This window comes from Saccharopolyspora antibiotica (assembly GCF_047200635.1).
GTDB lineage: Bacteria > Actinomycetota > Actinomycetes > Mycobacteriales > Pseudonocardiaceae > Saccharopolyspora_C.
The window spans coordinates 66,459-91,316 of sequence record NZ_JBJZOI010000022.1 but is presented as its reverse complement, the minus strand read 5'-3'; the positions used below and the strand labels follow the sequence as shown (position 1 = coordinate 91,316).

Genomic DNA, 24,858 nt, shown 5'->3' with positions numbered 1-24,858 from the left:
TGTGGTGAAGCGCCAAGAATTGCGTTAATGCATAAGTTGAGGCAATTACGCGATCGTGTGATCGCGAGCGCATGTGTCCCCTGGCAACCTTGCGGGGGAATACCAGCGTGATGACAGGAGATCTGCGATGCCCCGCCGCCCCGGACCGTCTGCCCGTTCCCGTCGCCTCGCGCAATCCCTGCGCAGGATCCGGGCGCAGAAGGGGCTCAGTGCCACGGAGGTGGCCAAGGCGCTGGGGATGTCCGGTAGCAAGATCAATCGCATCGAGACCTGCGAGATCGGCGTCTACCTGGACGATCTGGAACGGATGCTCGACTTCTACGCTCCGTCGAAGAAGCGCCGCGTCGAGCTGTTGGACATCGCCCGCCACGCCGAACAGCGCAGTTGGCTGCGCACCCGCAACCCGCACTTCCCGGCGGATTGGCAGACCTGGAGCGACTTCGAGGATGAGGCGACTGGGTTGCGGTATTACGAGCCGATGATGGTTCCCGGTCTGGTGCAGACGCCTGAGTACGCGCGAGCCGTGATCGCGGCTACGGGGGCAGCGCTGAGCGATCTGGAAATCGACGAACTGGTCAGCAGCCGCATCGCACGCCGCCGGGTGCTCTCCGGGAAGGACCCGCTCGAACTTCACGTGATCATCGAGGAAGCCGCGTTGGAGCGGCCCTTCGGCGATTTCGGTTGCCGAGCTCGTCAGCTCCGCTATCTCATCGAGGAAGCAGATCGGGCGAACGTCGTCGTCCAGCTCCTCCCCACCTCTGCCGGGATCCACGCGGGCATGACGGGCGCGTTCATCCTGGTCGAGTACGGCGAGTCGCTCGGTTCGGTTTGGCTGGAGCAACTCGTGTCGAGCATCGTGCTGGACGAGGATGAGCACCTGCAGCTCTACGGAGCGGTCTGGGACGAGTTGGCGAAGATCGCCCGCACTCCCGAGGAGTCGGTCGACCAGTTGCAGCGCATGGCTGTTCAGGCGCGGCACGATCGATGACATCCTCCCCGTATGAACGACCTTCAGCAGCAAGGGGCCTCCTGGCGGAAGTCCAGTCGAAGTGCGAGCAGCGCCAACTGCGTGGAGATCGCTGTCGGCGCGGAGGTCGTCGGAGTCCGGGACTCCAAGGATCCGGGCGGACCCGTGGTGGCCGTTTCCAGGCAGCGGTGGTTCGACTTCCTCGCTGCGCTGGGTGAATCGTCCCCGGCGTGAGCGCTCCGCTGATGGCGGGCGGCGATTGGTCCTTCCGGGTGTACCGGGTGGTCGCGCTGACTCGCGTGCGGGGCGCCGGTGAACCGGTTCGGGTGGAGACCGGGCGGTCGGTGTGAAGTTGGCGGAACTTCCGCCGGGGCGGGAACCCCCGCTGCTACTGTCTGCGTCGCACTGGTGATCAGCAGCCGCGCGACTTGGGGGTCCCCCGCGATGACCGCACCAGCACCGCCCCCCGCCCCGGGCGGGCCGGGCCAGACCATCACGGTCACCCCGGAGAACGTCCTCGCGGCCCGCCGAGTCATCGGCGAAGCGGCGGAGGACGCGCGGAAGAGGCTGTTCCAGCTCAGATTGGACCTGCGCGTGCTGCCCGCTGCGACCGACGAGATCAGTCTGGCCGCCTCCCAGGCCTGGACGGCGAACCTGATCGGCGATCCCGACTCGCACTTCAGCCGGTTGCTGGACTACGTGACCAATGTGCAACAGCTGGGTGAGCAGCTCGAAGAGGTCGCCAGGCAGTACGGCATCGACGACGAAGAGATCGAAGCATCCTTCAAGCAGGCTGGGGGCTCCGAGTGACTTCGTCTCTAGTGAGGCGTGGCCCGGTGTTCGCCGTGTTGCTGAGCGCCGTGCTTCTCTCAGGTGGTTGTGCGCTCGGCGGCGGTGAGGCGGTCGAGCCCCAACCCGCACCGGCCTACCCGGAGCAAGGTAGTGGGCTGGATCTGCCGCCTCGACCTCGTGATCTCCCTATTGCGGGAATGGCAGAGGCTAGGATCTGCGAGATCTTCAGTGCGGAGCAGCTGGAACAGCTTGGAGTCGGCCCTGGATCCCCTTCTCCGAAGAACGGGACTCGCAACTTTCCCGGGTGCATGTGGTTGAGCGATCCCGAAGCCGCCGCGTCCACCGGCATTTCAGTATCCGTGGCGCCTGTGGGAATCGCGGAGCTTGAGGCGCAGTCGCAGGAAGGATCGCCTGATACCGCTGCCTCGTACACCGTCGGTGGCGGTTTCGGCGCGGTCCAGTCGCAGATCCCGGGCGCGGAGAGCCTGGGATGCACGGTCGATGTGGACGCGGCTGAACGAAGTGCGCTCGAAGTCGGTTTCGCCTGGCAAGGCGGTGCCGAGATGACCAACCAGGACATGTGCGCCAAGGCGAAGCAGGCGGCGGAGTTCGCCGTGGGGAACCTGCGGGCGCAGGGTTAGATCAGGACGCTGAGGGGGCTGGCGTGGAGGACTTGAACCCGATCCGGAACCTGCGTTTCCAGGGCTTCGACATCCCGGAGCTGCTGACCTGGATCGGCAGGATCAAGGACGGTCGCGGCACCGAGTCGATGGACGGGGCGGCGATCGCGTTGCAGCGGTGCGCGCAGATCGTCACCGAGCTGGACGAGACGCTGCGCACCGAGCTGGGCAAGCTGCGGATCGAGTGGACCGGCAACGCCGGGGCGATCGCGCAGGAGGCCACGGCGAAGCAGTCCGCGGTGATGCAGCAGTCGCAGGACCCGCTGGCGACCTCGGCGACGAGCGTGGAGGCGCAGGGGCGCGGGTACGAGTCGGCGAAGAACACGCTGCCGAACCAGAACGAGATGCACAACAGCGAGTCCGAGAACATCTTCGAGAAGGGCGCCGGGTACTTCGGCTACACCAGCGACTACGACGAAGAGGCCAAGAAGATCGAGGGCCGCAAGCAGCTCGCGCAGCAGACGCTCGGCTCGTACCGGGACACCACGGTGCGCCAGGCCGAGAACTTCCAGCCCATGCCCGAGATGCGGCCCGCCGCCGTCACCGCGCAGTCCGCCACCGGCGCCGGTGGCGCGAGCTCCGGGATCGGGGCCTTCGCGGCGCCGGGCGGCGTCTCCGGCGGGGTCGGCGGTCACTCCGGCGGCGACGCGGCCACCGGTGCGGTCGGCGGTCGCGGCGGCGCGTTCTCCGGCGGCTCCCGGGGTTCCGCGGGCGAGACCCCGCTCGGCGGTGGTCGCAGCGGCAGCAAGGAGGAGCTCGGTCGCGGGACCGGCGGTGACGCCGCCAGCACCCCGACCGCTCCGGCCAAGCGCGGCCTCGGCGTCAGCGGCGCGATCGGGATGGGGGCCGGCGGTGCCGCGGTCGCCGGACTCGGCGCGGTCGCCGCGGGCAAGTCGCTCGGCAGGCCCGGCGCGGCCGGAGGCGGTGCGCGCGGTGGGGGTGCCGCGGGCGGCAAGGACGGCCGGAGCGCCCCGCTGCGCGGTGGCTCCTCCGGGGTCGGCGGCGGCCCGGGTGACACCACCGCGGGCCGCACCGCGAGCGGGTCGGCCACCAGCAGGCCCGCGCCGGGTTCGGCGATGGGGCCCGCCGCCACCCGTGGCCGCCCCGAGTCGGACGAGGACGCCGAGCACGAGAACAAGTACTTCCAGGAGGAGACGCCCTTCGACGACAACCGGCTGGTGGCCCCGCCGGTGTTCGGAGCGGACTCCGGGTCCGGCGACGACCCGGCGAAGCGGGGCTGAGCGTGCGCCCGGGAGCGGACGGGGAGACCGTCGTCCTGTCCGCCACCGAGTTCGACGTGGTGTGCGAGGCCGAGGGGCTGACCGAGCGCAGGCACGTGGTGCTCACCGTGCCGAGCCCCGGCGCCACCCACGACGAGCGCGCCGAGCTCCTCGCGCGGGTGTGGCCGGGACTGCGGTCCCGGGGACTCGCCGAGGCGGCCACCGACCGGGTCGAGGAGGACTTCGCGGACCTGCTGGTGCTGCTGGACCGGCCGCGACTGGCCGTGGACCTGCGCATCTGGGCGCCGGACCGCTCCATCCGCGCGCTGGGTTCGGCGAACGGCAGCGCGGGGCTGGTGACCGTGGTCGACGGTGATCTCGTCGAGCTCACCCCGGTGCGCGGCGGCTCGCTGGCCGAGGCCGTGGTCTCCGTCGCGGGTGACGGTCCGCCGGGCGCCGGGCGGCCGGTCAGCCTGCCGCACGAGGCGCTGCTGGACGCCAGCGCCCGCGCGGGCAGCGACCTGCGGCGGTTCGAGGACGAGCTGCGCGGTTTCGGCGTGGTCGGCGAGGACGCCGCCGCGCTCGCCGGCATGGCCGACGGGATGGGGATGCGCGGGCAGTTCGGCGTCGAGCACGCCCCGAGCCGCTCGGCGAAGCCGCACCGATCCGACCGCGTCGTCGGCTTCCACGACACCCCGGCCGGGCGTTACCTGCACTCGGTCCGCGCCAGCGGCGACGGCCGGCTGTGGAGCACCGTCGCGCCCTGCGACAACAGGCGCCTGGCCGAATACCTCCACGAGCTCGTCGAGGAGACGACCGAACGTCCGCCAACCGGCTGCTGACGCGCGGTCGTGCCGCTGGTCGGACACCGGCGAAGTGCTCGGACCGGCGGGTCCGCGCCGGCCCGCCGGGGTTCGTCGTCTAGCGCCTCGTCGGCCGGGCGGGGGAAGATCGTTCCGCACGGACGCCGTCGAGGAGGACGCACAGGCATGAGCTCACCCCGTTCCGGACCAGGGCGCGGCGCCGTCCTCGTGGCCTCCGCGGTGGCCGCGCTCGGCGGCCTGCTGTTCGGCTACGACACCGGCGTCCTCTCCGCCGCCCTGCTCTACATCGCGCCCGCGTTCGGGCTGGACGACGGGATGCAGCAGGTCGTGGTGGCCTCGCTGCTGCTCGGCGCCATCGCCGGCGCGCTGGCGGGCGGGCGCGTCGTGGACGGGATCGGGCGCAAGCGCACGCTGCTGCTGGTGGCGGTGGTGTTCACGCTCGGGGCGCTGCTGTCGGCGCTGGCCCCGAACGTCTCGGTGCTCATCGCGGCGCGCGTGGTGCTGGGTCTGGCCATCGGCGCGAGTTCGCTGGTGGTGCCCACCTACATCGCCGAGATCGCCCCGTCCGCGGTGCGCGGTCGGCTGGTCTCGATGAACCAGCTCATGATCACCATCGGGATCTTCACCTCCTACCTGGTCGGCTACGCCTTCGCCGACAGCGGGAGCTGGCGCTGGATGCTGGGGCTGGCCGCGCTGCCGTCGCTGCTCATGCTGGCCGGGCTGGCCGGTCTCGGGGAGAGCCCGCGCTGGCTGCTCGCGCGCGGGCGCACCGAGCAGGCCCGGGCGGCGCTGCTGCGCACCCGCGCCCCGGAGGAGGCCGAGGCCGAGCTCGTCGAGATCGCCGAGGCGATGCGGGAGGAGCGCTCGTTCTCCTACCGAGATCTGGTCGGCCCCCGGTTGCGGCCCGCCGTGCTGCTCGGCGTCGCGGTCGCCGCCACCAACCAGCTCGTCGGCGTGAACGCCGTCATCTACTACGCGCCCACCATCCTCAAGCAGGCCGGGCTAGGCGATTCCGCCGCCATCCTGTCGTCGGTGGGCATCGGCGCCACGAACGTGGTGTTCACCGCGCTCGCCCTGCTGCTCGTCGACCGGGTGGGGCGGCGGCCGCTGCTGCTCGGCGGCACGGCGGTGGTGATCCTGGTGCTGTTCGGGCTCGGCGCGCTGTACCTGCTGCCCAGCGTCGCGGGGCTCGGGACGCTGCTGACGGCGGGCCTGATGCTCTACGAGGCCGCGTTCGCCGCCAGCCTGGGCATTGCCATCTGGTTGATCAACAGCGAGGTGTTCCCGACCGCGGTGCGCGGCAAGGCTTCCAGCGTCGGCACCGTGACGCACTGGGTGCTGGACTTCGCCATCTCCATCTCGGTGCTCACCCTCATCAGCGCGCTCACGGCCACCGGGCTGTTCTGGATCTACGGGGTGTTCGGGCTAATCGGGCTCGGCTACCTGCACCGGAGGCTGCCGGAGACGAAGGGCCGCAGCCTGGAGGACATCGAGCGGTCGCTGCGCGGCGAGGTGCGGTCATGAGCCCCGGCCTGGACGAGCTCCGGCGCCGCGCCCGCGCGCTCGCCGAAGAGGGGTCCCGGCGGATCCTCGGCATCACCGGTGCCCCCGGTGCGGGCAAGGGCACCGTCGCCGACGCCCTGCTGGCGGACCTGGGACCGGCGGCGGTGCTGGTGCCGATGGACGGGTTCCACCTGGCGGGCGCCGAGCTGCGCCGGCTGGGCCGCCAGGACCGCAAGGGCGCGCCGGACACCTTCGACGCGGCGGGATACGTGGCGCTGCTGCGCCGAATCCGCGATCAGGGTCCCGAGATCGTGTACGCCCCGGAATTCCACCGCGAGGTCGAGGAATCGTACGCGGGGGCCATCGCGATCCGGCCCGAAACGCCGCTGGTGATCACCGAGGGCAATTACCTGCTGCTGGACGAACCACCGTGGAACGAGGTCCGGGAACTGCTGGACGAATCGTGGTTCCTCGCCCCCGACAACACCGAGCGGCTCTCCCGGCTCGTCGCGCGGCACGTCCGCTACGGCCGAACCCGGGACCAGGCGCGGGAGTGGGTGCTGCGCAGCGACGAGCGCAACGCCGAGCGGGTGTCCCCCACCAAGGTGCACGCCGATCTGCTGATCCAGGGCGACCCGTCCTGACCCGTTTTGTCTCCTGGACAATTCGCTGAGCTGCCAGGACATTGAGCGCGGCAGGCCCGGTCAATGATCGCTCGGCCGGGCCGCCGGGGGAGTGGCAACGTGGTCGTCGCGGCAGCGGGCAACACTCGTCCGGGGGGACGGGGCGCGCGAGCCGGAGCGGTCGCCGCGGCAGGGGGTCAGGTCAGCCTGAGCGGATCGCGGCGATCCCTCGAACCACCGGAAAACGGGGGCGAACGATGTCGGATTCGGGGCCGCGTCGAATGCACACCCCTGGGGAAGAGGTGGTGGGTGCCTTCGCTCGTGAATCGCGGGCGAAGGCACCCCCGTCGCGGGCGGACCGCATTCCGGGAACGGGGTCAGCCCTGCGCGGGAACCACGTCGATGTCGAAGAAGACGGGGCGCAACGCCTGATCCGGGAAGAACAGATCGCCGTTCTCGTCGACCATCTTCCACGAGATCTTGCACTGGCCGACCCGGTCGCCGGCCAGCACCGGCACGATCACCCGGACCCGCTCGCCGGGCGGGGTGTCGCGGATCCACACGCGGCCCGGCGCGGTGCAGTCCCCCGAGCCGATGCGTTCCCCGGTTTGCTCCAGGTACCGGCCCGTCCACGGCACCCGGCCGACGTTCATGATCTCCCAGGACTTCACGACGCTCGTGCCCGCCGCGATCCGGGTGCCGTCCGGGACGGTCTCGCTGAGCATCAGCGAGGCGTCCCCGGGGATCGGCCGCTCCGGACCGGACAGCAGGTAGGCGCTGAGCGCGAGCACCGCCAGCACCACCGCCAGCCCGGTGCCCGCCAGCACCCACGCCCGGCGCCGGCCCGCACCGGGGGCGGTCTCCGGATCGGGCGGCGCGGCCGGCGTTTCGCGACGCACCGGCTGCGGGGCCGTCCCCGGCCCGCCCGCCTCCGGTTGCTCGGCCGAGGCCCGGGCGTGCTCCCAGCGTCGCGACCACTCGCGGCGCACCGTCTCGACGTCCTGGCCGAGCGCTCCCACGGCCAGGCTGCGCACGAACTCCCAGGAGGTCTCCCAGGACGGCAGGTCCTGCCCGCGGGCCGCCGAGGACAGCGCGGACTTCGACGCGGCCGCCCCGAGCTCGGTGCGCATCCGGTCGTAGGACGGGTCCCCCGCTGATTCCTTGAGCTCGCACAGCCGGTAGGCGAACGCGGCCACCGGACCGTCCGCCGGGTCGGGGCGCAGTTGCTTGCGGCCCCGCTTGCCCCCGGCCACGGGGCTCACCTCTGATTCGCTCATCGCTGCCTCGGGTGATGTTCGGGCCTGCCCGGGAGGTTCGGCGTACGGCGGGACGGGATCCGCGGATGCGGCGTGCTCGAGGGCATGGGACCCGTATTAGCACGCTGCGCGCGGGAGTTCCGCCGCTGGTCGCGCGAATGGACCGTTCGAACGCGGGTTCCGGGCGAACGGGCCACCGGCCCGAGCCGATCGGACGCGGTCCGTGACGGTCAGGCGGCCGAACCGGACGAAGCGGACGACTCCTCCGAGGTGGTCGACCCGGGGGAGGAGCTCGTCGAGGTCGGACCGGGGCGCGGCGCCGAGGACGAGCCGCTGGACGTGGTCTCCGTCGGTGGGGTCGTCGGGTCCGAGCTCGGCGGCGGGGAGGTGCTCGACGGGGGCGGCGACGTCGAGGACGTCGGCGGGGGCGGCGGAGGCGGCGGGGGGCCGGAGTCCGGTGGCGGCGCGCTCGGGCGCGGGGGCTCGGGGGAGTCGCCGGGCGGGGGCGGGAGCTCGGTCTCACCGCTCGTCGGATCGTCCGATTCGGTGGTGGTGATCTCCACCGCCGCCGAGGAGGTGCCCGGGGACGGAGCCGGAGGTGGCCCCAGCAGCGGCGGCCCGGAGGGACGCGACACCCCCGGGTAGCCGCTCGTGGTGAGCAGCGTGGTCTCGCCCGGCGAGACGGCCGGGAACTCCTCCGCCGCGTCCTGGCGTTGCTGATCACCGACGATGACCGCGGCCGAGGCAGCGAATCCGGTGGCCACGACCACTCCGGCGGTCGCCCACAGGGCGAGCCGACGGGGCCGCGCCCCGGGTGACTCCCCGGCCTGCGCGGCGGGGTCAGGTGTCAAAGGGTCCATCGTGTCCCACTCGTTCAGTCCCGACGGCACGGGCCGGCGAACCCGTGCCGCTGCTACCGGCAGCGCCCGGTTCGGATCTGAGCCGACTTTCCGGACGAAGCGCGTGGATCTCGCGACACGGTAGCCGCCCTGGCAAGCCCCACCGAGCGCGGGTGCCTTCCGCCTCGGAGCGCGATCCGCGTGCTGCGCTGGCACTTTCGTCAAGATCAGACACTTTCGGGTGATCGCGGAGCGCGACCCGGGCACGAGAGGACGTCCCGGACCACCGGGGCACCGGTTCGTCCGCCCCGATTCGCCGGTCGAACGGGCCGGTCAGCGGGTCAGCGCTCGACGAAGTCCGTGCGCCCGCCCTTCGGCGCCGACCACTGCTCGGCCACGTGCTCGACGCGGCCTGGCGCGTCGCCGGAGCGCAGCGCGGCCAGCAGCCGCTCGCAGGCGTCCCGGGGGCCCTCGGCCACCACCTCGACCCGGCGGGCGGGCAGGTTCGTGGCGCTGCCGACCAGTCCGAGCTCCAGGGCGCGGGAACGGGTCCACCAGCGGAAGCCGACGCCCTGGACGTGCCCGTGCACCCAGGCGGTCAGCCGGGCCTGCTCGCCGGCTCCGGCGGAGATCTCCTCGTGGTCGCTCACACCCGCATGATGCCCGCCGCGGATCGGCGCGCGCCGGGCCGGGCCCGGAGCGGTTCTGCGAGGTGGCGCGTGCGGCGCCGGGTACGCTCTGCCGAACGCCGCACGCAATCGCACTCGCGGAAAGGTCGTTCGCAGCCGTGCACTTGAAGAGCCTGACGCTCAAGGGGTTCAAGTCCTTCGCCTCGGCCACCACGCTGCGCTTCGAACCGGGAATCACCTGCGTGGTGGGGCCCAACGGCTCCGGCAAGTCCAACGTGCTGGACGCCCTGCGCTGGGTGATGGGCGAGCAGGGCGCGAAGGATCTGCGCGGCGGCAAGATGGAGGACGTCATCTTCGCCGGGACCTCCGGGCGCGCCCCGCTGGGCCGCGCCGAGGTCACCCTCACCATCGACAACGCCGACGGCGCGCTGCCCATCGAGTACACCGAGGTCTCGATCACCCGCCGGATGTACCGGGATGGCGCGAGCGAGTACGAGATCAACGGCAGCGGCTGCCGCCTGATGGACGTGCAGGAGCTGCTCTCCGACTCCGGCATCGGCCGCGAGATGCACGTCATCGTCGGGCAGGGCCAGCTCGCCTCGATCCTGCAGGCCAAGCCGGACGAGCACCGCAGGCTCGTCGAGGAGGCCGCGGGCGTGCTCAAGCACCGCAAGCGCAAGGAGAAGGCGCTGCGGAAGCTCGACGCGATGCAGGCCAACCTCACGCGCCTGACCGACCTCACCGGTGAGCTGCGCCGCCAGCTCAAGCCGCTCGGCAAGCAGGCCGAGATCGCGCGCAAGGCGCAGACCGTCCAGGCCGATCTGCGGGACGCGCGACTGCGCCTCATCGCCGACGACCTGCTCACCGCCCGCGCCGACCTCGCCCGCGACCAGGCCGACCAGGAAGAGGCCAGGGCCAAGCGCACCGAGGTGGAGCGCGGCCTGCAATTCGCCCAGTCGGAGGAGAAGGGGCTGGAGGAGAAGGTCGCCGCCGACGCGCCGCGCCTCAACCTCGCCCAGGACACCTGGTACCGGCTCTCCGCGCTGGAGGAGCGGCTGCACGGCGCGCTGCGGCTCGCCGCCGAGCGGCACAAGCACCTCACCGCGCAGAACACCGAGCAGCGCACCGGCCGCGATCCCGACCTGCTCGACGCCGAGGCGGAGGAGGCCGCCGAGCAGGAGATCGAGCTGCGCGAGGAGGTCGAGCGGGCCCGCGAGGTGCTGGCCGAGGTGGTGCGCCGCCGCGCCGACCTGGAATCCAGGCTGAAGGACGCCGAACGCGAGCACCTGGCCGCCGTGCGCGCCATCGCCGACCGGCGCGAGGGCGTCGCGCGGCTGTCCGGGCAGGTCGAATCGATGCGCAGCAAGGCGGGCGCGACCTCCGACGAGCTGGAGCGGCTGAACGTCTCGCTCGCCGAGTCCCAGGAGCGCGCCGAGGTCGCCGAGACCGCGTTCGCCGATGCCGAGGCGGACAGCGGCGGGCAGGAGTCCGACGACGCCGGACTCGCCGAGCGGCAGTCCAACGCGGCCGCGGCCCGGGACGCCGCCCGCTCCCGCGTCGAGGAGCTGGTCAAGTCCGAACGCGCCGCCGAGCGCGAGATCGCCTCCTGGCAGGCGCGCGTCGAGGCGCTGTCGATGGGCCTGAACCGCAAGGACGGCGCCGGGGCGCTGCTGGCCGCGGGCGACGGCGTGCCCGGTCTGCTCGGGTCGGTCGCGGCGCTGCTCACCGTCGACCCCGGTGCGGAGGCCGCGCTGGCCGCCGCGCTCGGCGCCGTCGCGGACGCGGTCGCCGTCACCGGCGTCGGTGATGCCGTCAGCGCGCTGGAGCTGCTCAAGGCCGACGCCGCCGGAAGGGCCGGGGTGCTCGTCGGCGGGGCCGGCGAACCCGAGCGCGGCGACTGGCCGTCGCTGCCGGGCGGGGCCGACTGGGCCGCGGACCTGGTGCGCGCGCCCGAAGGCCTGCGCGCGGCGGTGACCAGGGCGCTGCACCGCACCGCGGTCGTCGCCGATCTCACCGCCGCCCGGGACCTGGTCGAGGCGCACCCCGAGATCACCGCTGTCACCCGGGACGGCGACGTGCTCGGCGGGCACTGGGCGGCGGGCGGCTCCGACGACGCGCAGAGCGCGATCGAGGTGCAGGCCGCCGTCGCCGAGGCCGAGCAGGAGCTCACCGCCGCGCAGCGCCGCCTCGAGCAGCACTCGGCCGCCCTGGAAGGCGCCCGCGCTGAGGAGCAGTCCCGCCGCGACGAGGTCCGCGCCGTGCAGGAACAGCTCAACGAGGCCAAGGTCGCGGCGGCTCGCAGCTCCGAACGGCTCTCCAGCCTGCGCAAGGCCGCGCAGTCCGCCGCCGCCGAGGTGGAGCGGGTGCGCCAGCAGCGCGCGAAGGTCGAGCAGTCCCGGGAGCAGGCGCTGTCCGCGCTGGCCGAGCTGGAGGAACGGCTCGCCGCCGTCAAGGACGAGCAGGAGGAGCAGGCCGAACCGGACACCGAGCTGCGCGACCGGCTGGGCGGCGAGCTCAGCACCCTGCGGCAGGAGGAGATGGACGCCCGCCTCGGCCAGCGCACCGCTGAGGAGCGGGCCCGCGCCGTGCAGGGCCGCGCCGACCAGCTCCGCCGCGCCGCCCGGCAGGAACGCGAGGCCCGCGCGCGGGCCGAGGCCGCCCGGCAGGCCAGGGAGCGGGGCGCCCGGGTCGCGCGGGCCGTCGTCGACGGCGCCGAGCGGGCCCTGGAGCGGATCGCCGTCTCGTTGCGCCGCGCCACCGAGGAGCGCGACTCCGCGCAGGCGTTGCAGCGCGAGCACGAGCAGGCGCTCGGCGCCGTGCGCGCACGGGTGCGCGAGCTGTCCGGCGAGCTGGAGAAGCTCACCGACGCCGTGCACCGCGACGAGGTGGTGCGCGCCGAGCAGCGGCTGCGCATCGAACAGCTCGAAACCAAGATCATCGAAGACTTCGGGATCGGTCTCGACGACCTCGCAGGGGAGTACGGCCCCTCGGTCCCGGTGCCGCCGAGCCCGGCCGAGGTGGCCGAGTACGAGGCGGCCAAGGAGCGCGGCGAGGACGTCACCGCGCCGCCCCCGGTCCCGTACGACCGCGCCACCCAGGAGCGCCGCGCCAAGCGAGCGGAGAAGGACCTCTCGCTGCTGGGCAAGGTCAACCCGCTGGCGCTGGAGGAGTACGCGGCGCTGGAGGAGCGCTACCGGTTCCTGTCCACGCAGCTGGAGGACGTCAAGTCCACCCGCCGCGACCTGCTGGACGTCGTCAAGGAGGTCGACGAGAAGATCCTGGAGGTCTTCCAGTCCGCCTTCCACGACGTGGCCGCCGAGTTCGAGAAGGTCTTCTCGGTGCTGTTCCCGGGCGGTGACGGGCGGCTGGTGCTCACCGACCCGGACGACATGCTCACCACCGGCATCGAGGTGGAGGCCCGGCCGCCGGGCAAGAAGGTCAAGCGGCTCTCGCTGCTGTCCGGTGGTGAGAAGTCGCTGACCGCGGTCGCGATGCTGGTGTCCATCTTCCGGGCCCGGCCCTCGCCGTTCTACGTGCTCGACGAGGTGGAGGCCGCGCTCGACGACACCAACCTGCGGCGGTTGATCATCCTGCTGGACCAGCTGCGCAGCACCTCGCAGCTGCTCATCATCACTCACCAGAAGCCGACGATGGAGATCGCCGACGCGCTCTACGGCGTGAGCATGCGCGGCGACGGCATCACCACGGTGATCTCGCAGCGGCTGCGCGGGGCGCGGGGCAAGACCTCCGGGGAGGGACCGCCACCGGAGGCCGTCGTCGACGGTTCGGCTCCCGCCGACGCCACCGCCACCTCGGCGCAGGCGGGCCCGGCGGGGGCCTGACCCGCCGATCGGCCGCGCCGGGATTCCTGGTGCGCGGTGGCCCGCGCGGCGTCACGGGTCCCGGTGGATCGATCCGATCCGGGGCGGGGGCCGGTGCGCCCGGCTCAGGGCATTACGGTGTGCGTCGCGCTCGTCGTGCCCCAGGAGGCCCTCATGTCGCAGCCCCACGGCCCACCGCCGGGACAGCCGCACCCCCAGCCCGGAGCTCCGGCACCGCAGGGGCCCGCCTCCGGGCCGTTCGCGCAGCCCCACCCGGCGTCCGGACCGTTCCCGCAGCCGCACCCCTGGCAGCCGAACCCGGGGTCCGGCTCGTTCCCGCAGCAGCCCCCGAGCTCCGGGGCGCACCCGGTTTCCGGCCCGCTGCCGCAGCAGTCCCACCCCTACCCGGGCGGTCAGCCGCACCCGGGGCAGCAGCCCCCGCCCGGCCCTCCGGCGCCCCCGGGATCCGCGCCGTGGCCGCAGCAGTTCGCCCCGCCCGGCCACCCGCATCCCGGTCAGCCGCACCAGGCCCTCCCGCCCGGGATGCCGCGAGCGCTGCCGGGGCCGCCGCCCGCCGGCATGGGGCGGATCGTGCTCAACGCCTCCTACCCCGCGCTGGCGTTCACCCTCGGGCTGTTCAAGCCGGGCGTGACGATCAACGGCCAGCCGGGCCCGCCCGCGAGCTGGGGCGCCACGGTGATCGACCTGCCGCCCGGTCAGCACCGGGTCGAGGTGCACGTGAACTACCTGTGGAAGTTCGGCTCGGCCACCGCCGTGATCCCGGTGCAGCCGGGCAGGCAGCTGGAGGCCTACTACAAGCCGCCCATGCAGACCTTCGGTTCCGGCGCGATCGGGCCGGTGCCGCAGTCCACGCCGAACGTGGGGCTGACGGTCGCGCTGTGCGTCCTCGCGGCGGTGCTGGGCCTGCTCATCGGGATGCTGCCGCAGTTGCTCTGAGGAGAGCGCAGGTCAGCGGGCTGCTGATCATGATGGGCGCGGTCAGCCGCTGCTAATAGCGGGCATTCCCGGTTCGATGATCGTGATCCGGTGCGGGCGCGGGCCCGCACCGGACCCCTGATCAGGCCCGCTCGCCGACCGCCTCGGTCCGCTCCGGCGCGGGCGGGACCGGGTGCCGCAGCGAGAGCAGGCCGCCGACGAGCAGCGTGACGAGCACCCCGACGGGGGTGAACCACGGGAACGCCAGCGAAGCCTCGCCGCCCTCCCCGTCCGGGAAGGTCACGCCGAACGCGAGGACCAGCACCACCACCAGCGTCGACACGAACGCGATGATCGCGTCGGCCTGCCGCGCCCGCCGCACCAGCAACCCCAGCAGGAACGCCCCCAGCAGCGCGCCGTAGGTGTAGCTGGCGATGCTGAGCCCGATCTCCACCACCGGGTTGTCGGTGCCGCTGAACAGCGAGGCGAACACGACGAACACCAGCGCCCACACCAGCGTCCAGACCTTGCCGAGCCGCAGCACGCTCGCGTCGTCGACGTCGCGCCGCCCGATCCGCCGGTACAGGTCGCTCACGGTGGAAGTGGACAGCGAGTTCAGCGAGGACGACAGGGTGCTCATCGCCGCCGCGAGGATGCCCGCGATCAGCAGCCCGGACAGCCCCGGCGGCAGCTCGGTGACGATGAACCGGGGGAACAGCTCGTCATCGCTGCCCATGCCCATCGCCGAGGGGTCCGCGCCCCGGTAGAACGACCACAGCTGGGTGCCGATGAACAGGAACAACCCGAACTGGAAGGCGACCACGACGCCGCTGGCGATCAGCGCGAGCTGGCTGTCCCGGAGGTTCCGGCAGGACAGCAGCCGCTGCACCATGAGCTGATCGGCGCCGTGCGAGGCCATCGCGAACACCGCGCCGCCGATCACCGCGGTGAAGAAGGCGTACTGCTCGGTGACGATCGAGGCGCCGAAGTCGAACAGCTGGAACTTGCCCGCCTCCCAGGCGGTGGACGCCCAGTCGCCGGGCAGGGCGCCGACGAGCACCACCGCGGCCCCCACCGCCCCGGCCACGTAGACGAACATCTGGATCGCGTCCACCCACACCACGGCCTTGATCCCGCCGAGGTAGGTGTAGACCACGGTGAGCGCCGACAGCGCCAGCACGATCTGCCAGTAGGAGACGCTGAGCCCGAAGACCTCCAGCATCACCTTCACCGGGATCGCCGTGGCGAACAGCCGCAACCCGTCCGCGAGCAACCGGGTGATGAGGAAGGTGACCGAGGCGGTGCCCTGCAACGCGGAGCCGAACCGCTGCCCGAGGAACTCGTAGGCGCTGACCAGGTTGCCCGCGTAGTACTTCGGCAGCAGCACGAACGCGACGACCACCCGGCCGATCAGGTAGCCGATCGCCAGCTGCAGGTAGGTGAAGGTGCCGAGGTAGGCCACCGTCGGCACGCTGATCACGGTCAGCGTGGAGGTCTCGGTGGCGACCACGGAGAAGCACACCGCCCACCAGGGCAGCGTGCGGCTGCCGACGAAGTACTCCCGCGAACTGCGCTGCCGACCGCTGAGCAGCAAGCCCAGCAACGGCATCGCGACCAGGTACAACCCGATCACGACGAGATCGATGGACCTCATGCGGCCTCCCGTGGGGTGGTGGAGTGGGCGATGCGCAGGCGGCGCACCGGTTCGCTCGCGGGTTCCGGCAAGCGCAGCGGCCCGGCGCCCGGCGTGATCGAGCCGAGCAGCCGCGGGCCCTCGGCGCCCGTCGTCCCCGGCACGTTGCCCGGCAGGCCGTTCCAGGTCAACCAGCCCAGCAGCGCCGTCAGGTAGCCCTCCTTGCCGTCCGCGGGCAGGCCGAGCTCGTCGCTGACCCGCAGCTCGACCTCGCCCAGCCGCGCCCGCAGCGCCGCCATCAAGGCCGGGTTGCGCACCCCGCCGCCGGAGGCGACGACGCAGCGCGGGGCGTGCGCCAGGCAGGCGTCGGCGACGGTGGCGGCGGTCAGCTCGGTGAGCGTGGCCAGCAGGTCGGGCCCGCTGAGCGCCACCTCGCGCACGGCCTCGGCGAGGTAGGCGGGGCCGAAGTGCTCCTTGCCGGTCGACTTGGGCGGGGGCGAGCGGTAGTAGTCGTCGGCGAGCATCTCCGCCAGCAGGCCGGGGTGCACCCGGCCCGCCGCCGCGAGCCGACCGCCGAGGTCGCTGGTGGCCGCCCCGTCGGTGACCCGCCACGCGGCCGCGTCCAGCAGGGCGTTGCCCGGGCCGGTGTCGTAGGCCAGCGGCTCGGGGCCGCCGACGACGGTGATGTTCGCGATCCCCCCGAGGTTCAGCGCGATCGCCGGTCCGGGCCGTCCGGCGAGCCACAGCGCGTCGAGCACGCCCGCCAGCGGAGCCCCGTGCCCGCCCGCGGCGACGTCGCGGGCCCGCAGGTCCGCGATCACCGGCCGTCCGGTCGCCTCGGCGATCCACGCCGGCTGGCCGAGCTGGGTGGTGCCGCGCGCCCGGCCGTCCTCGACCCAGTGGTAGAGGGTCTGCCCGAGCGAGGCGACCAGGTCGACGTCGCCGAACTCGGCGGTGCCCCGCTCCGCCGCCTCGGCGAAGGCGCGGCCCACCTCGGTGTCGAGCGCGCAGAACTCGCGCGCGTCCAGCTCCGCCGGGGGCAGCGCCGCCACCAGCCGTTCCCGCAGCCCGGCGGGGTAGGGGAGTTCGGTGCACCCGACCGGGCGCAGCTCGGCCACCCCGTCGCCGAGCGGGCGCAGCTCGGCGACCGCGACGTCGATGCCGTCCATCGACGTCCCGGACAGCAGGCCCAGCACCCGGCACGAGGACATGCTCAGTGGTGTATTGCACGTCGCTGGGGGATGCAAGCGCCTTTCCGCCATTGTTGGTTAATCGCCCACCTTGGGGTTGCTCCGCCGCTGCTCCGGGAGGGTGCGAGGATGGGCGCCGTGTCCACCTCGAACCTGATCCTGATCGCCGTTGTCGTCGTTGTGGTGCTGGTCCTGGCCGTGGTCACCGGCATCGTGCTGGCGCGCAGGCGCCGCATCAGCCTGCGGGAGCAGGAGGCCGAGCGCTCGGCCGTGCAGGGCGGCGGTTACCAGGCGGGTGGCGGCTTCAGCTTCTCCAGCGGCGCGACCGCGACCGCCCCGCCGGAGCACCCGGTCGAGCAGCGCCCGGAGACCGACGGCGAGCCCGGCGTCGGCGACGACGCCGCGGAGCCGAGGGACAGCGCGCGCCCCGGGATCGTGGACGTCCCGCTCCCGGCGGAGGGCGAGGTGGAGGCCGAGACCGGCACGCCCCGCGAGCAGCCCGCCGACACCGCGCCGACCGGCTCGGCGCCCGTGGAGCTGCCCGGTCAGGACCGCGCCGAGGCCCCGCCGGAGCCCGCCCCCGCCGAGCCCGAGCAGCTCGCGGAGATCGAGGAGATCGAACCGACCGAGGGCCGCCTGGAGCGGCTGCGCGGCAGGTTGTCCCGCTCGCGCTCCTCGCTCGGTCAGGGCCTGCTCGGCCTGCTCGGCGCGGGCGATCTGGACGAGGACTCCTGGGAGGAGGTCGAGGACACCCTCCTGCTCGCCGACCTCGGCGCGGCCACCACGACCGAGATCGTCGAGCGGCTGCGCACCGAGATCGCCTCGCGCGGCGTGCGGACTCCCGAGGAGGCCCGGTCGCTGCTGCGCGAGGTCCTCGTCGACGCGCTGAGCACCGAGGCGGCCCGCTCGGTGCGGGCGCTCCCGCACGGCGATCCCGCGCAGGGCGGGAAGCCGGCCGTGCTGCTCGTGGTCGGGGTCAACGGCACCGGAAAGACCACCACCACCGGGAAGCTGGCCCGCGTGCTCGTCGCCGACGGCCATCGGGTGCTGCTCGGCGCGGCCGACACGTTCCGCGCGGCCGCGGTCGAGCAGCTCGCCACCTGGGGCGAGCGGGTCGGCGCCGAGGTGGTGCGCGGCAACGAGGGGCAGGACCCGGCGAGCGTCGCGTTCGAATCCGTCTCCCGAGCCGGTGAGGTGGGCGTGGACGCGGTGCTGGTGGACACCGCGGGCCGCTTGCACACCAAGACGGGGCTGATGGACGAGCTCGGCAAGGTCAAGCGGGTGGTGGAGAAGCGCGCCCAGGTCGACGAGGTGCTGCTGGTGCTCGACGCGACGACCGGCCAGAACGGCCTGGTGCAGGCGCGGGTGTTCTCCGAGGTGGTGGACGTGACCGGCATCGTGCTCACCAAGCTCGACGGCACCGCCAAGGGCGGCATCGTCTTCCAGGTGCAGCGCGAGCTCGGCGTCCCCGTCAAGCTCGTCGGCCTCGGCGAGGGGCCCGACGACCTCGCGCCCTTCGAGCCCGAGGCCTTCGTCGACGCCCTGCTGGGCTGATCGCCTCCCGGCGCCGGGCGGACCTCGCCCGCGCGCGCCGGGGGTGCGGAGCAGATCACGTATCGGGTGATCCGGCTTCCGTGGTGGACTGGCGGGCGTGACGGTGCGGGAGAGGCAGGCCGGGCGGCTCGCGGCGGGAACCCTGGTGCTGGTCGTGCTCGTGGCGCTGGCGCTGCGGCCACCGGTGACGGCGGTCGCGCCGGTGCTGGATCGGATCTTGGCCGACCTGGGGCTCTCCAGCGCGTTCGGCGGGGTGCTCACGACGCTGCCGGTGGTGTGCCTGGGGGTGTTCGCCTTCGTGGCGCCGCGGCTGCGGCAGCGCTTCGGCGACGAGCGGGTGCTGGTGGCCTGCCTGGTGGTGCTGCTGGCCGGGAACCTGCTCCGCTCGTTCGGGTCGGTGTGGACGCTGCTGGGCGGGACCGTGGTGGTGGGCGCCGGGATCGCGGTGGCGAACGTGGCGCTGCCCGGCCTGATCAAGCGCGACTTCCCGGAGCGGGTCCCCGCGGTGACGGCGCTCTACACGATGTGCCTCACCCTCGGCGGGGCCGCGGCGGCGAGCGTCGTGGTGCCGCTCGGGCGGGCGCTGGGCTCGGAGTGGCGCCTGCCGCTGGGGCTGCTGGCCGTGCCGGTGCTGCTCGCCCTCGTGCTCACCGCCTTCGCGCTGCGCGGCGCGCGCTCCGGGCAGCGCGCCGTCCGCCCGGGCCGCCTGTGGCGGGACCCGCTGGCCTGGCAGGTCACCGCGTTCATGGGCCTGCAATCGCTGCTGGCCTACGTCGTCTTCGGGTGGTTGCCGTCGATGGCGCACAGCCGCGGGCTGTCCCCGGAGACCGCGGGGCTGCTGCTGGGCGTGCAGGCGGCGGTGCAGGCGCTCGGTTCGCTGTCGGTGCCGGTGCTGTGCCGGCGGACGCGGGACCAGCGCTGGATCGCGGCCTGCCTCGCGGCGCTCACCGCGGCCGGGTTCACCGGGGTGCTGCACGCGCCGGGCGCGGTCGGGATCTGGGGCGCGGCCGTGCTGCTCGGGCTCGCGCAGGGCGCGACGTTCGGGCTCGCGCTGACCCTGTTCGGCCTGCGGTCGCCGGACGCGGAGACCACGGCGGCGCTGTCCGGCATGGCGCAGGGCGCCGGATACCTCATCGCCGCGTTCGGCCCGCTGGTGATCGGGCTGGTGCACGCGGCCACCGGAGGCTGGGGAGCACCGCTGGTGCTGCTGCTGGGCGTGTGCGCTGCGCAAATCGCGGCGGGGCTGGGCGCCGGGCGGGCGCGTTCGGTCCCCTCGGTGATCGGCTCGTAACCCGGCGGTGACCCGCGCGCGCCCCCGTAACACCCGGACCCGAACAGTTCACCGCCGCGAAACGAGCGGACGGATCGCCTGAAACAGGCGTTTCCCAGGATGCCGTCATCTCGGTCCGCACGGGGAGGCGACGTGAATTCAGGCGATACCGCATGGGTGCTGATCAGCGCCGCACTGGTGCTGCTCATGACACCAGGGCTGGCGTTCTTCTACGGCGGAATGGTCCGCGCCCGGGGCGTGCTCAACATGATCATGATGAGCCTGGGCAGCATCGGCGTCGTCGGGGTGCTGTGGGTGCTGTTCGGCTACTCGGCCGCGTTCGGCAGCGACCTCGGCGGGCTCGGCCTGCTGGGTGATCCGACCGAGTTCTTCGGGCTCGGGCAGCTGCTGGGCGAGGACCAGCTCTCCGGCACCATTCCGACGCTGGCGTTCGTCGGTTTCCAGGCGATGTTCGCGATCCTCACCGTGGCGCTGATCTCCGGCGCGATCGCCGACCGCGCTCGCTTCGGCCCCTGGCTGCTGTTCGCCGCGCTGTGGGCGACGGTGGTCTACTTCCCGGTGGCGCACTGGGTGTTCGCGTTCGACGAGACCGACGGCGCGGGCAACGTCACCGCGGTCGGGGGCTGGATCGCCAACCGCCTCGCCGCCGTGGACTTCGCGGGCGGGACGGCGGTGCACATCAACGCCGGGGCCGCCGCGCTGGCGCTGGCGCTGGTGCTGGGCAAGCGCACCGGTTGGCCGAAGGAGAGCGGCAAGCCGCACAACTTGCCGTTCGTGGTGCTCGGCGCCGGGCTGCTGTGGTTCGGCTGGTTCGGCTTCAACTCCGGTTCCGCGCTGGCGGCCGACAGCTCCGCCGCCGTCGTCCTGGTCAACACGCTGGTGGCGACCAGCGCCGCGATGCTGGCCTGGCTGCTGGTGGAGCGGCTGCGCGACGGGCACGCGACCACCCTCGGCGCCGCCTCCGGCATCATCGCCGGGCTGGTCGCGATCACCCCCGCCTGCTCCTCGGTGACCCCGCTGGGCGCCATTGCGGTCGGCGGCATCACCGGGGCGGTCTGCGCCCTGGCCCTGAGCCTGAAGTACCGGCTGGGTTACGACGACTCGCTCGACGTCGTCGGCGTGCACCTCGTCGGCGGGCTCGTGGGCACGCTGCTCGTCGGCTTCTTCGCCTCCGACGCGGCACCGGCCGGGGTGAACGGGCTGCTTTACGGTGGCGGTCTCGACCAGCTGTGGCGTCAGGCGGTCGGAGCGGTGGCGGTGTTCGCCTACTCCTTCGTGCTCAGCCTGGTGCTCGCCTGGATCGTCAAGGCGCTGGTCGGTTTCCGCGCGACCCCGGAGAACGAGGCCGAGGGCATCGACGAGACGGAACACGCGGAGGCCGCGTACCACTTCGGCGACGGTCGCTCGGCCCGCCGGTCCCCGGTTCGCGCCGAGAGCGCCGAACGCAAGCTGGAAGGCAGCAAGGCATGAAGCTCGTGACCGCGATCGTCCAGCCGAACAAGGTGGACGCGTTGAAGGACGCCCTCGGCAAGCTGGGCGTGCTGGGCCTGACCGTCAGCGACGCCCAGGGCTACGGGAGGCAGAAGGGCCACACCGAGGTCTACCGGGGAGCCGAGTACGAGGTGGACTTCGTGGACAAGGCCAGGGTGGAGGTCCTGGTGGACGACGCCAGGGCGGGCGAGGTCGTGGACGGCATCGTCGCCGCGGCCCGCAGCGGCAGGGTCGGCGACGGCAAGGTCTGGGTGACCGCGGTCGACTCCGTCGTCCGGGTCCGCACCGGGGAGACCGGGGTGGACGCGATCTGACCGCGTGCCCGCTCGGCGGGCGCCGCACGACCACCGGAGCGCCGGGGGAGGACCAGCGGGTCCGCCTCCGGCGCTCCGGCGCGTTCCGGGGCGTGCGTAGTTCCGCTCAGGGGTGTTCGGGGGAGTTCACGGTCATGCGGCCGCGCCGATCGCGGCAGACTTCGCCCGGGGCGCAGAGCCGGGACGGCACCGCGCCGGGCGGGGCGGATCCGCATCTCGGGGGTGGGGGAAGAGGGAGGGATTCCCGGGCCGGTGGGGGCCGGCGCGGCGGGATCCCGGGGAGGCGGGGGTGGGGGGAGCGAACCCGGGGCGGACCGTGGAGGGGGCGGTCCGCCCCGGGTTCGCGCCACCGCGCTCACCCCGAGCGGCAGCAAGATCGTCGTCGCGTAATCTGGCCGAGTGGTGGACATTTCGGACGAGTCCGCCAGCGCTGGCGGTCAGATCCCCTCCGTGCGCACCCCGCGCCGCGCCCTCCTGGTCGTGGCCGGACTTCCCGGGGCGGGCAAGAGCACCGTGCTGCACAAGCTGACCGCGCCGCCGGGGACCGTGGTGCTCGACTCGGAACAGGTGCGCGCCCGGCTCCGGGCGCTGCTGCCGGCGGCCGTCCCGTACCGCTGGTACCGCCCGCTGGTGCACGCCGCGCACCGCGCGCGCATCGCCTGGGCGTGCCTGCGCGCGGAGGGTCGGGTGATCGCCCACGAGCCCTCCACCCGCGGGACGACGCGGCTGATGCTGGTGCTGTTCGCGGTGCTCGGCGGTCGGCGGCGGGTCCTGGTGTGGCTGCACGTGGGCCCGGAGGAGGCGCTCGCCGGGCAGCACGCTCGCGGCAGGCTCATCCGCGGCCGCTCGTTCCAGCTGCACGTGCACCGCGCCAACCGGTTCCACCGCGCGCTGCTGGCCGGGAAGGCTCCGCGCGCCTGGCAGGACGTGCGGCTGTTCACCCGGGAGGACGTGGTGGCAGGCCTGCGGGTGACCGGGCCGAGGTGAGATTCGTCCCGAAGGCACGGGTGGGGTCTTCCCCGTCAGCGGTTGATCGCTACCCTTGGACGACGGCGCGGGGGAGATACCCGCCGCGCCTGGCTGAGACAGCGAGCTGCGAGTGACTGGCAACAGTGCGTGTGCGTGCCAGGTGTGCGCGGCTTGACATGCGCGAGCAGCCCCGCGCGAGCCCCCTCGGAAGGCGGCGACGGCGGAGCTGTGTTCGGACCTGGCTGTTGCGATCGCCGCGTGCAGTGGACGTCGGTGCAGGGCCGTGACGCATCCCGGTTCAGCCCTGGCGACCATTGACAGGAGACCCGCTACTTCCATGCCTCAAATCGATCACGCCGCGTCCGCCCAGCTCCTGGCGGACGACGCGAGCACCGAGCTGCCCGCCGCCGAGCAGGACCTCACCGCCTCGATCGACTCCGTCGAATCCGCGCTGAGCGAGCAGGCGGCCGCTGACCAGGCTCCGGCCGAGCAGCCCGCTCCGGCGCAGCCCGCCGCCGAGCAGCCCGCCGCCGAGCAGTCCGCTTCTGCGCAGCCCGCCGACGAGCAGGCCCCGGCCGAGCAGCCCGCCGACGAGCCCAACGGCTTCGACGCGCTCGACCTCGACCCGATGGTCCGCAAGGTCCTGGGCGAGCTCGGCTACGAGAACCCCTCGCCGATCCAGTCCCAGACCATCCCGCCGCTGCTCGAAGGCCGCGACGTGATGGGCCTGGCGCAGACCGGCACCGGCAAGACCGCGGCCTTCGCGCTGCCGATCCTCACCAACCTCGACCTCCGGGCGCCCGGTCCGCAGGCCCTGGTGCTCGCGCCGACCCGCGAGCTGGCCATCCAGGTCGCGGAGGCCTTCCAGCGCTACGCCAAGCACCTGCCCGGCTTCCACGTGCTGCCGATCTACGGCGGTCAGAGCTACGGCCCGCAGCTGGCCGGGCTCAAGCGCGGCGCGCACGTCGTCGTCGGCACCCCGGGTCGGCTCATCGACCACCTGGACAAGGGCTCGCTGGACCTGCGTCACCTCAAGCACCTGGTGCTGGACGAGGCCGACGAGATGCTGCGGATGGGCTTCATCGAGGACGTCGAGCGCATCCTGCAGTCCGTGCCCGCGCAGCGGCAGGTGGCGCTGTTCTCGGCCACCATGCCCGGTGCGATCCGCAAGATCAGCCAGTCCTACCTGCGCGAGCCGGTGGAGATCTCGGTCAAGACCAAGACCTCCACCGCCACCAACATCACCCAGAAGTTCGTGCCGGTGCGCGGCCCCTACAAGCTGGACGCGCTCACCCGCATCCTCGAGGTGCAGAGCTTCGACGCGATGATCGTGTTCGCGCGCACCAAGCAGATCACCGAGGAGCTCGCCGAGAAGCTCAAGGCCCGCGGGTTCAACGCCGCCGCCATCAACGGCGACGTCCCGCAGGCGCAGCGCGAGCGCACCATCGGCCACCTGCGCGAGGGCCGGATCGACATCCTCGTGGCCACCGACGTCGCGGCTCGCGGGCTCGACGTCGAGCGGATCTCGCACGTGCTCAACTACGACATCCCGCACGACAGCGAGTCCTACGTGCACCGCATCGGCCGCACCGGCCGGGCGGGGCGCAGCGGGGAGGCGATCCTGTTCGTCTCGCCGCGCGAGCGGCACATGCTGCGCTCCATCGAGAAGGCCACCCGGCAGTCCATCGAGCAGATGGACCTGCCGAGCGTCGACGACGTCAACGACCAGCGGCTCGCCCGCTTCGCGCAGAGCATCACCGACACCCTGGAGAAGGGTGGCCTGGAGCTGTTCCACAACCTCGTGCAGGAGTACGAGCGCACCCACGACGTGCCGGCGGCGGAGATCGCGGCCGCGCTCGTGGGCATGGTGCAGGGCGACCGCCCGCTGCTGCTGGAGCCGGAACCGCAGGACAACCGGCGCGGCCGGGACGCCGGGGGCTTCGAGCCCGCCGGCTCCGACACCGACACCTACCGGGTCGAGGTCGGGCGCCGGAACCGGGTCACCCCGAGCGCGCTGGTCGGTGCGCTGGCCAACGAGGGCGGCCTGCACAGCAAGCACATCGGGCACATCGACATCCGGGCCGAGCACACGCTCATCGAGCTGCCCGCGAACCTGCCCGAGGACATGCTGCGGCGGCTCAGCAAGACCCAGGTCGCCGGTCGCGGTCTGCGGATCAGCCGGGCCGAGGGCGAGGTCCTGACCCGGCGCCCGCCGCGCCCGAGCCGGGACAAGCCGCGCCCGCCCCGCAAGGGCGGCCCGCGGAGCCCGCAGGGCGGCCGCTCCGGCGGTTACGGCAAGCGCCCCAGCCGGGACCGCACCTGATGA

The 24,858-nt window shown here is 73.1% G+C and carries 21 protein-coding genes; 17 read left to right on the top strand and 4 right to left on the bottom strand.

All coding sequences use genetic code 11. From position 1 onward, the window contains the following. Positions 1-127: 127 nt before the first annotated feature. The 8 genes from ACL03H_RS19035 to ACL03H_RS19000 all read left to right on the top strand — a co-directional run bounded on the left by ACL03H_RS19035 (position 128) and on the right by ACL03H_RS19000 (position 6,630). The gene (locus tag ACL03H_RS19035) at positions 128-988 is read left to right on the top strand and encodes a helix-turn-helix domain-containing protein (protein ID WP_412812624.1); all 861 of its coding nucleotides are present in this window, start codon (positions 128-130) and stop codon (positions 986-988) included. Between the two features lie 12 nt (positions 989-1,000). Next, positions 1,001-1,201, top strand: coding sequence for a DUF397 domain-containing protein (locus ACL03H_RS19030; RefSeq protein WP_412812623.1), 201 nt, complete (start codon positions 1,001-1,003; stop codon positions 1,199-1,201). Between the two features lie 210 nt (positions 1,202-1,411). After that, positions 1,412-1,777 carry a hypothetical protein gene (locus ACL03H_RS19025; protein WP_412812622.1) on the top strand — a complete coding sequence of 122 codons (366 nt, stop codon included), beginning with the start codon at positions 1,412-1,414 and terminating at the stop codon, positions 1,775-1,777. Beyond that, the gene (locus ACL03H_RS19020) at positions 1,774-2,400 is read left to right on the top strand and encodes a DUF3558 domain-containing protein (RefSeq protein WP_412812621.1); all 627 of its coding nucleotides are present in this window, start codon (positions 1,774-1,776) and stop codon (positions 2,398-2,400) included. The genes ACL03H_RS19025 and ACL03H_RS19020 overlap by 4 nt, the downstream gene beginning before the upstream one ends. Before the next feature lie 23 nt (positions 2,401-2,423). Then, on the top strand, positions 2,424-3,680 hold the full coding sequence (locus ACL03H_RS19015) for a PPE domain-containing protein (RefSeq protein WP_412812620.1): 1,257 nt from the start codon (positions 2,424-2,426) through the stop codon (positions 3,678-3,680). A gap of 2 nt (positions 3,681-3,682) precedes the next feature. Further along, on the top strand, positions 3,683-4,501 hold the full coding sequence (locus ACL03H_RS19010; protein ID WP_412812619.1) for an ESX secretion-associated protein EspG: 819 nt from the start codon (positions 3,683-3,685) through the stop codon (positions 4,499-4,501). 147 nt (positions 4,502-4,648) lie between these two features. Further along, a complete protein-coding gene (locus ACL03H_RS19005; RefSeq protein WP_412812618.1) occupies positions 4,649-6,007 on the top strand; it encodes a sugar porter family MFS transporter in 1,359 nt (452 codons plus the stop codon). Beyond that, positions 6,004-6,630, top strand: a complete 627-nt coding sequence (locus ACL03H_RS19000) for a nucleoside/nucleotide kinase family protein (protein ID WP_412812617.1) — start codon at positions 6,004-6,006, stop codon at positions 6,628-6,630. Before ACL03H_RS19005 ends, ACL03H_RS19000 begins: the two co-directional genes overlap by 4 nt. Before the next feature lie 356 nt (positions 6,631-6,986). Here the strand turns inward: ACL03H_RS19000 and ACL03H_RS18995 are convergent, their stop codons facing one another. Then, positions 6,987-7,886 carry an NBR1-Ig-like domain-containing protein gene (locus ACL03H_RS18995; protein ID WP_412812616.1) on the bottom strand — a complete coding sequence of 300 codons (900 nt, stop codon included), beginning with the start codon at positions 7,884-7,886 and terminating at the stop codon, positions 6,987-6,989. A 249-nt stretch (positions 7,887-8,135) separates the two neighbouring features. Between ACL03H_RS18995 and ACL03H_RS18990 the strand changes: the two genes are divergently transcribed. Further along, the gene (locus ACL03H_RS18990; RefSeq protein WP_412812615.1) at positions 8,136-8,510 is read left to right on the top strand and encodes a hypothetical protein; all 375 of its coding nucleotides are present in this window, start codon (positions 8,136-8,138) and stop codon (positions 8,508-8,510) included. 535 nt (positions 8,511-9,045) lie between these two features. Here the strand turns inward: ACL03H_RS18990 and ACL03H_RS18985 are convergent. After that, complete coding sequence (locus ACL03H_RS18985) at positions 9,046-9,354, bottom strand: acylphosphatase (RefSeq protein WP_412812614.1); 309 nt, start codon at positions 9,352-9,354, stop codon at positions 9,046-9,048. Between the two features lie 137 nt (positions 9,355-9,491). On the opposite strand from ACL03H_RS18985, the gene smc reads away from it, so the two are divergent. Both smc and ACL03H_RS18975 read left to right on the top strand, forming a co-directional pair. Beyond that, positions 9,492-13,175 carry a chromosome segregation protein SMC gene (smc, locus tag ACL03H_RS18980; RefSeq protein WP_412812613.1) on the top strand — a complete coding sequence of 1,228 codons (3,684 nt, stop codon included), beginning with the start codon at positions 9,492-9,494 and terminating at the stop codon, positions 13,173-13,175. Positions 13,176-13,328: 153 nt separating this feature from the next. After that, entirely contained in the window at positions 13,329-14,111 is a 783-nt protein-coding gene (locus ACL03H_RS18975; RefSeq protein ID WP_412812612.1) for a hypothetical protein, read from the top strand. Between the two features lie 121 nt (positions 14,112-14,232). Here the strand turns inward: ACL03H_RS18975 and ACL03H_RS18970 are convergent, their stop codons facing one another. Both ACL03H_RS18970 and ACL03H_RS18965 read right to left on the bottom strand, forming a co-directional pair. Continuing rightward, positions 14,233-15,744 carry a sodium:solute symporter gene (locus ACL03H_RS18970; RefSeq protein ID WP_412812611.1) on the bottom strand — a complete coding sequence of 504 codons (1,512 nt, stop codon included), beginning with the start codon at positions 15,742-15,744 and terminating at the stop codon, positions 14,233-14,235. Then, positions 15,741-16,934 (bottom strand): anhydro-N-acetylmuramic acid kinase, encoded by a 1,194-nt coding sequence (locus tag ACL03H_RS18965; RefSeq protein WP_412812610.1) that lies wholly within the window; start codon positions 16,932-16,934, stop codon positions 15,741-15,743. The genes ACL03H_RS18970 and ACL03H_RS18965 overlap by 4 nt, the downstream gene beginning before the upstream one ends. 108 nt (positions 16,935-17,042) lie before the next feature. Here ACL03H_RS18965 and ftsY point away from each other — a divergent pair, with 108 nt between their 5' ends. From ftsY to ACL03H_RS18935, 6 genes are all read left to right on the top strand, one after another. Continuing rightward, positions 17,043-18,467, top strand: coding sequence for a signal recognition particle-docking protein FtsY (ftsY, locus tag ACL03H_RS18960; protein ID WP_412812609.1), 1,425 nt, complete (start codon positions 17,043-17,045; stop codon positions 18,465-18,467). A gap of 97 nt (positions 18,468-18,564) precedes the next feature. Further along, positions 18,565-19,758 (top strand): CynX/NimT family MFS transporter, encoded by a 1,194-nt coding sequence (locus ACL03H_RS18955; RefSeq protein ID WP_412812608.1) that lies wholly within the window; start codon positions 18,565-18,567, stop codon positions 19,756-19,758. A 132-nt stretch (positions 19,759-19,890) separates the two neighbouring features. Next, entirely contained in the window at positions 19,891-21,228 is a 1,338-nt protein-coding gene (locus ACL03H_RS18950; protein WP_412812607.1) for an ammonium transporter, read from the top strand. Further along, the gene (locus ACL03H_RS18945; protein WP_412812606.1) at positions 21,225-21,563 is read left to right on the top strand and encodes a P-II family nitrogen regulator; all 339 of its coding nucleotides are present in this window, start codon (positions 21,225-21,227) and stop codon (positions 21,561-21,563) included. The genes ACL03H_RS18950 and ACL03H_RS18945 overlap by 4 nt, the downstream gene beginning before the upstream one ends. Positions 21,564-21,962: 399 nt before the next feature. Continuing rightward, positions 21,963-22,550, top strand: coding sequence for a P-loop nucleotide/nucleoside kinase family protein (locus ACL03H_RS18940; RefSeq protein ID WP_412812605.1), 588 nt, complete (start codon positions 21,963-21,965; stop codon positions 22,548-22,550). 319 nt (positions 22,551-22,869) lie between these two features. Further along, entirely contained in the window at positions 22,870-24,855 is a 1,986-nt protein-coding gene (locus ACL03H_RS18935; RefSeq protein ID WP_412812604.1) for a DEAD/DEAH box helicase, read from the top strand. Positions 24,856-24,858: the final 3 nt, after the last annotated feature.

Excerpts from the sequence above, each read along its gene's own strand:
- ACL03H_RS18965 (WP_412812610.1), bottom strand. The coding sequence starts at position 16,934 with ATGTCCTCGTGCCGGGTGCTGGGCCTGCTGTCCGGGACGTCGATGGAC.
- ACL03H_RS18970 (WP_412812611.1), bottom strand. The coding sequence starts at position 15,744 with ATGAGGTCCATCGATCTCGTCGTGATCGGGTTGTACCTGGTCGCGATG.
- ACL03H_RS19000 (WP_412812617.1), top strand. The coding sequence starts at position 6,004 with ATGAGCCCCGGCCTGGACGAGCTCCGGCGCCGCGCCCGCGCGCTCGCC.
- ACL03H_RS18945 (WP_412812606.1), top strand. The coding sequence starts at position 21,225 with ATGAAGCTCGTGACCGCGATCGTCCAGCCGAACAAGGTGGACGCGTTG.
- ACL03H_RS19005 (WP_412812618.1), top strand. The coding sequence starts at position 4,649 with ATGAGCTCACCCCGTTCCGGACCAGGGCGCGGCGCCGTCCTCGTGGCC.
- ACL03H_RS19025 (WP_412812622.1), top strand. The coding sequence starts at position 1,412 with ATGACCGCACCAGCACCGCCCCCCGCCCCGGGCGGGCCGGGCCAGACC.
- ftsY (WP_412812609.1), top strand. The coding sequence starts at position 17,043 with ATGGGCGCCGTGTCCACCTCGAACCTGATCCTGATCGCCGTTGTCGTC.
- ACL03H_RS19035 (WP_412812624.1), top strand. The coding sequence starts at position 128 with ATGCCCCGCCGCCCCGGACCGTCTGCCCGTTCCCGTCGCCTCGCGCAA.
- ACL03H_RS18995 (WP_412812616.1), bottom strand. The coding sequence starts at position 7,886 with ATGAGCGAATCAGAGGTGAGCCCCGTGGCCGGGGGCAAGCGGGGCCGC.
- ACL03H_RS19030 (WP_412812623.1), top strand. The coding sequence starts at position 1,001 with ATGAACGACCTTCAGCAGCAAGGGGCCTCCTGGCGGAAGTCCAGTCGA.
- ACL03H_RS18935 (WP_412812604.1), top strand. The coding sequence starts at position 22,870 with ATGCCTCAAATCGATCACGCCGCGTCCGCCCAGCTCCTGGCGGACGAC.
- ACL03H_RS18975 (WP_412812612.1), top strand. The coding sequence starts at position 13,329 with ATGTCGCAGCCCCACGGCCCACCGCCGGGACAGCCGCACCCCCAGCCC.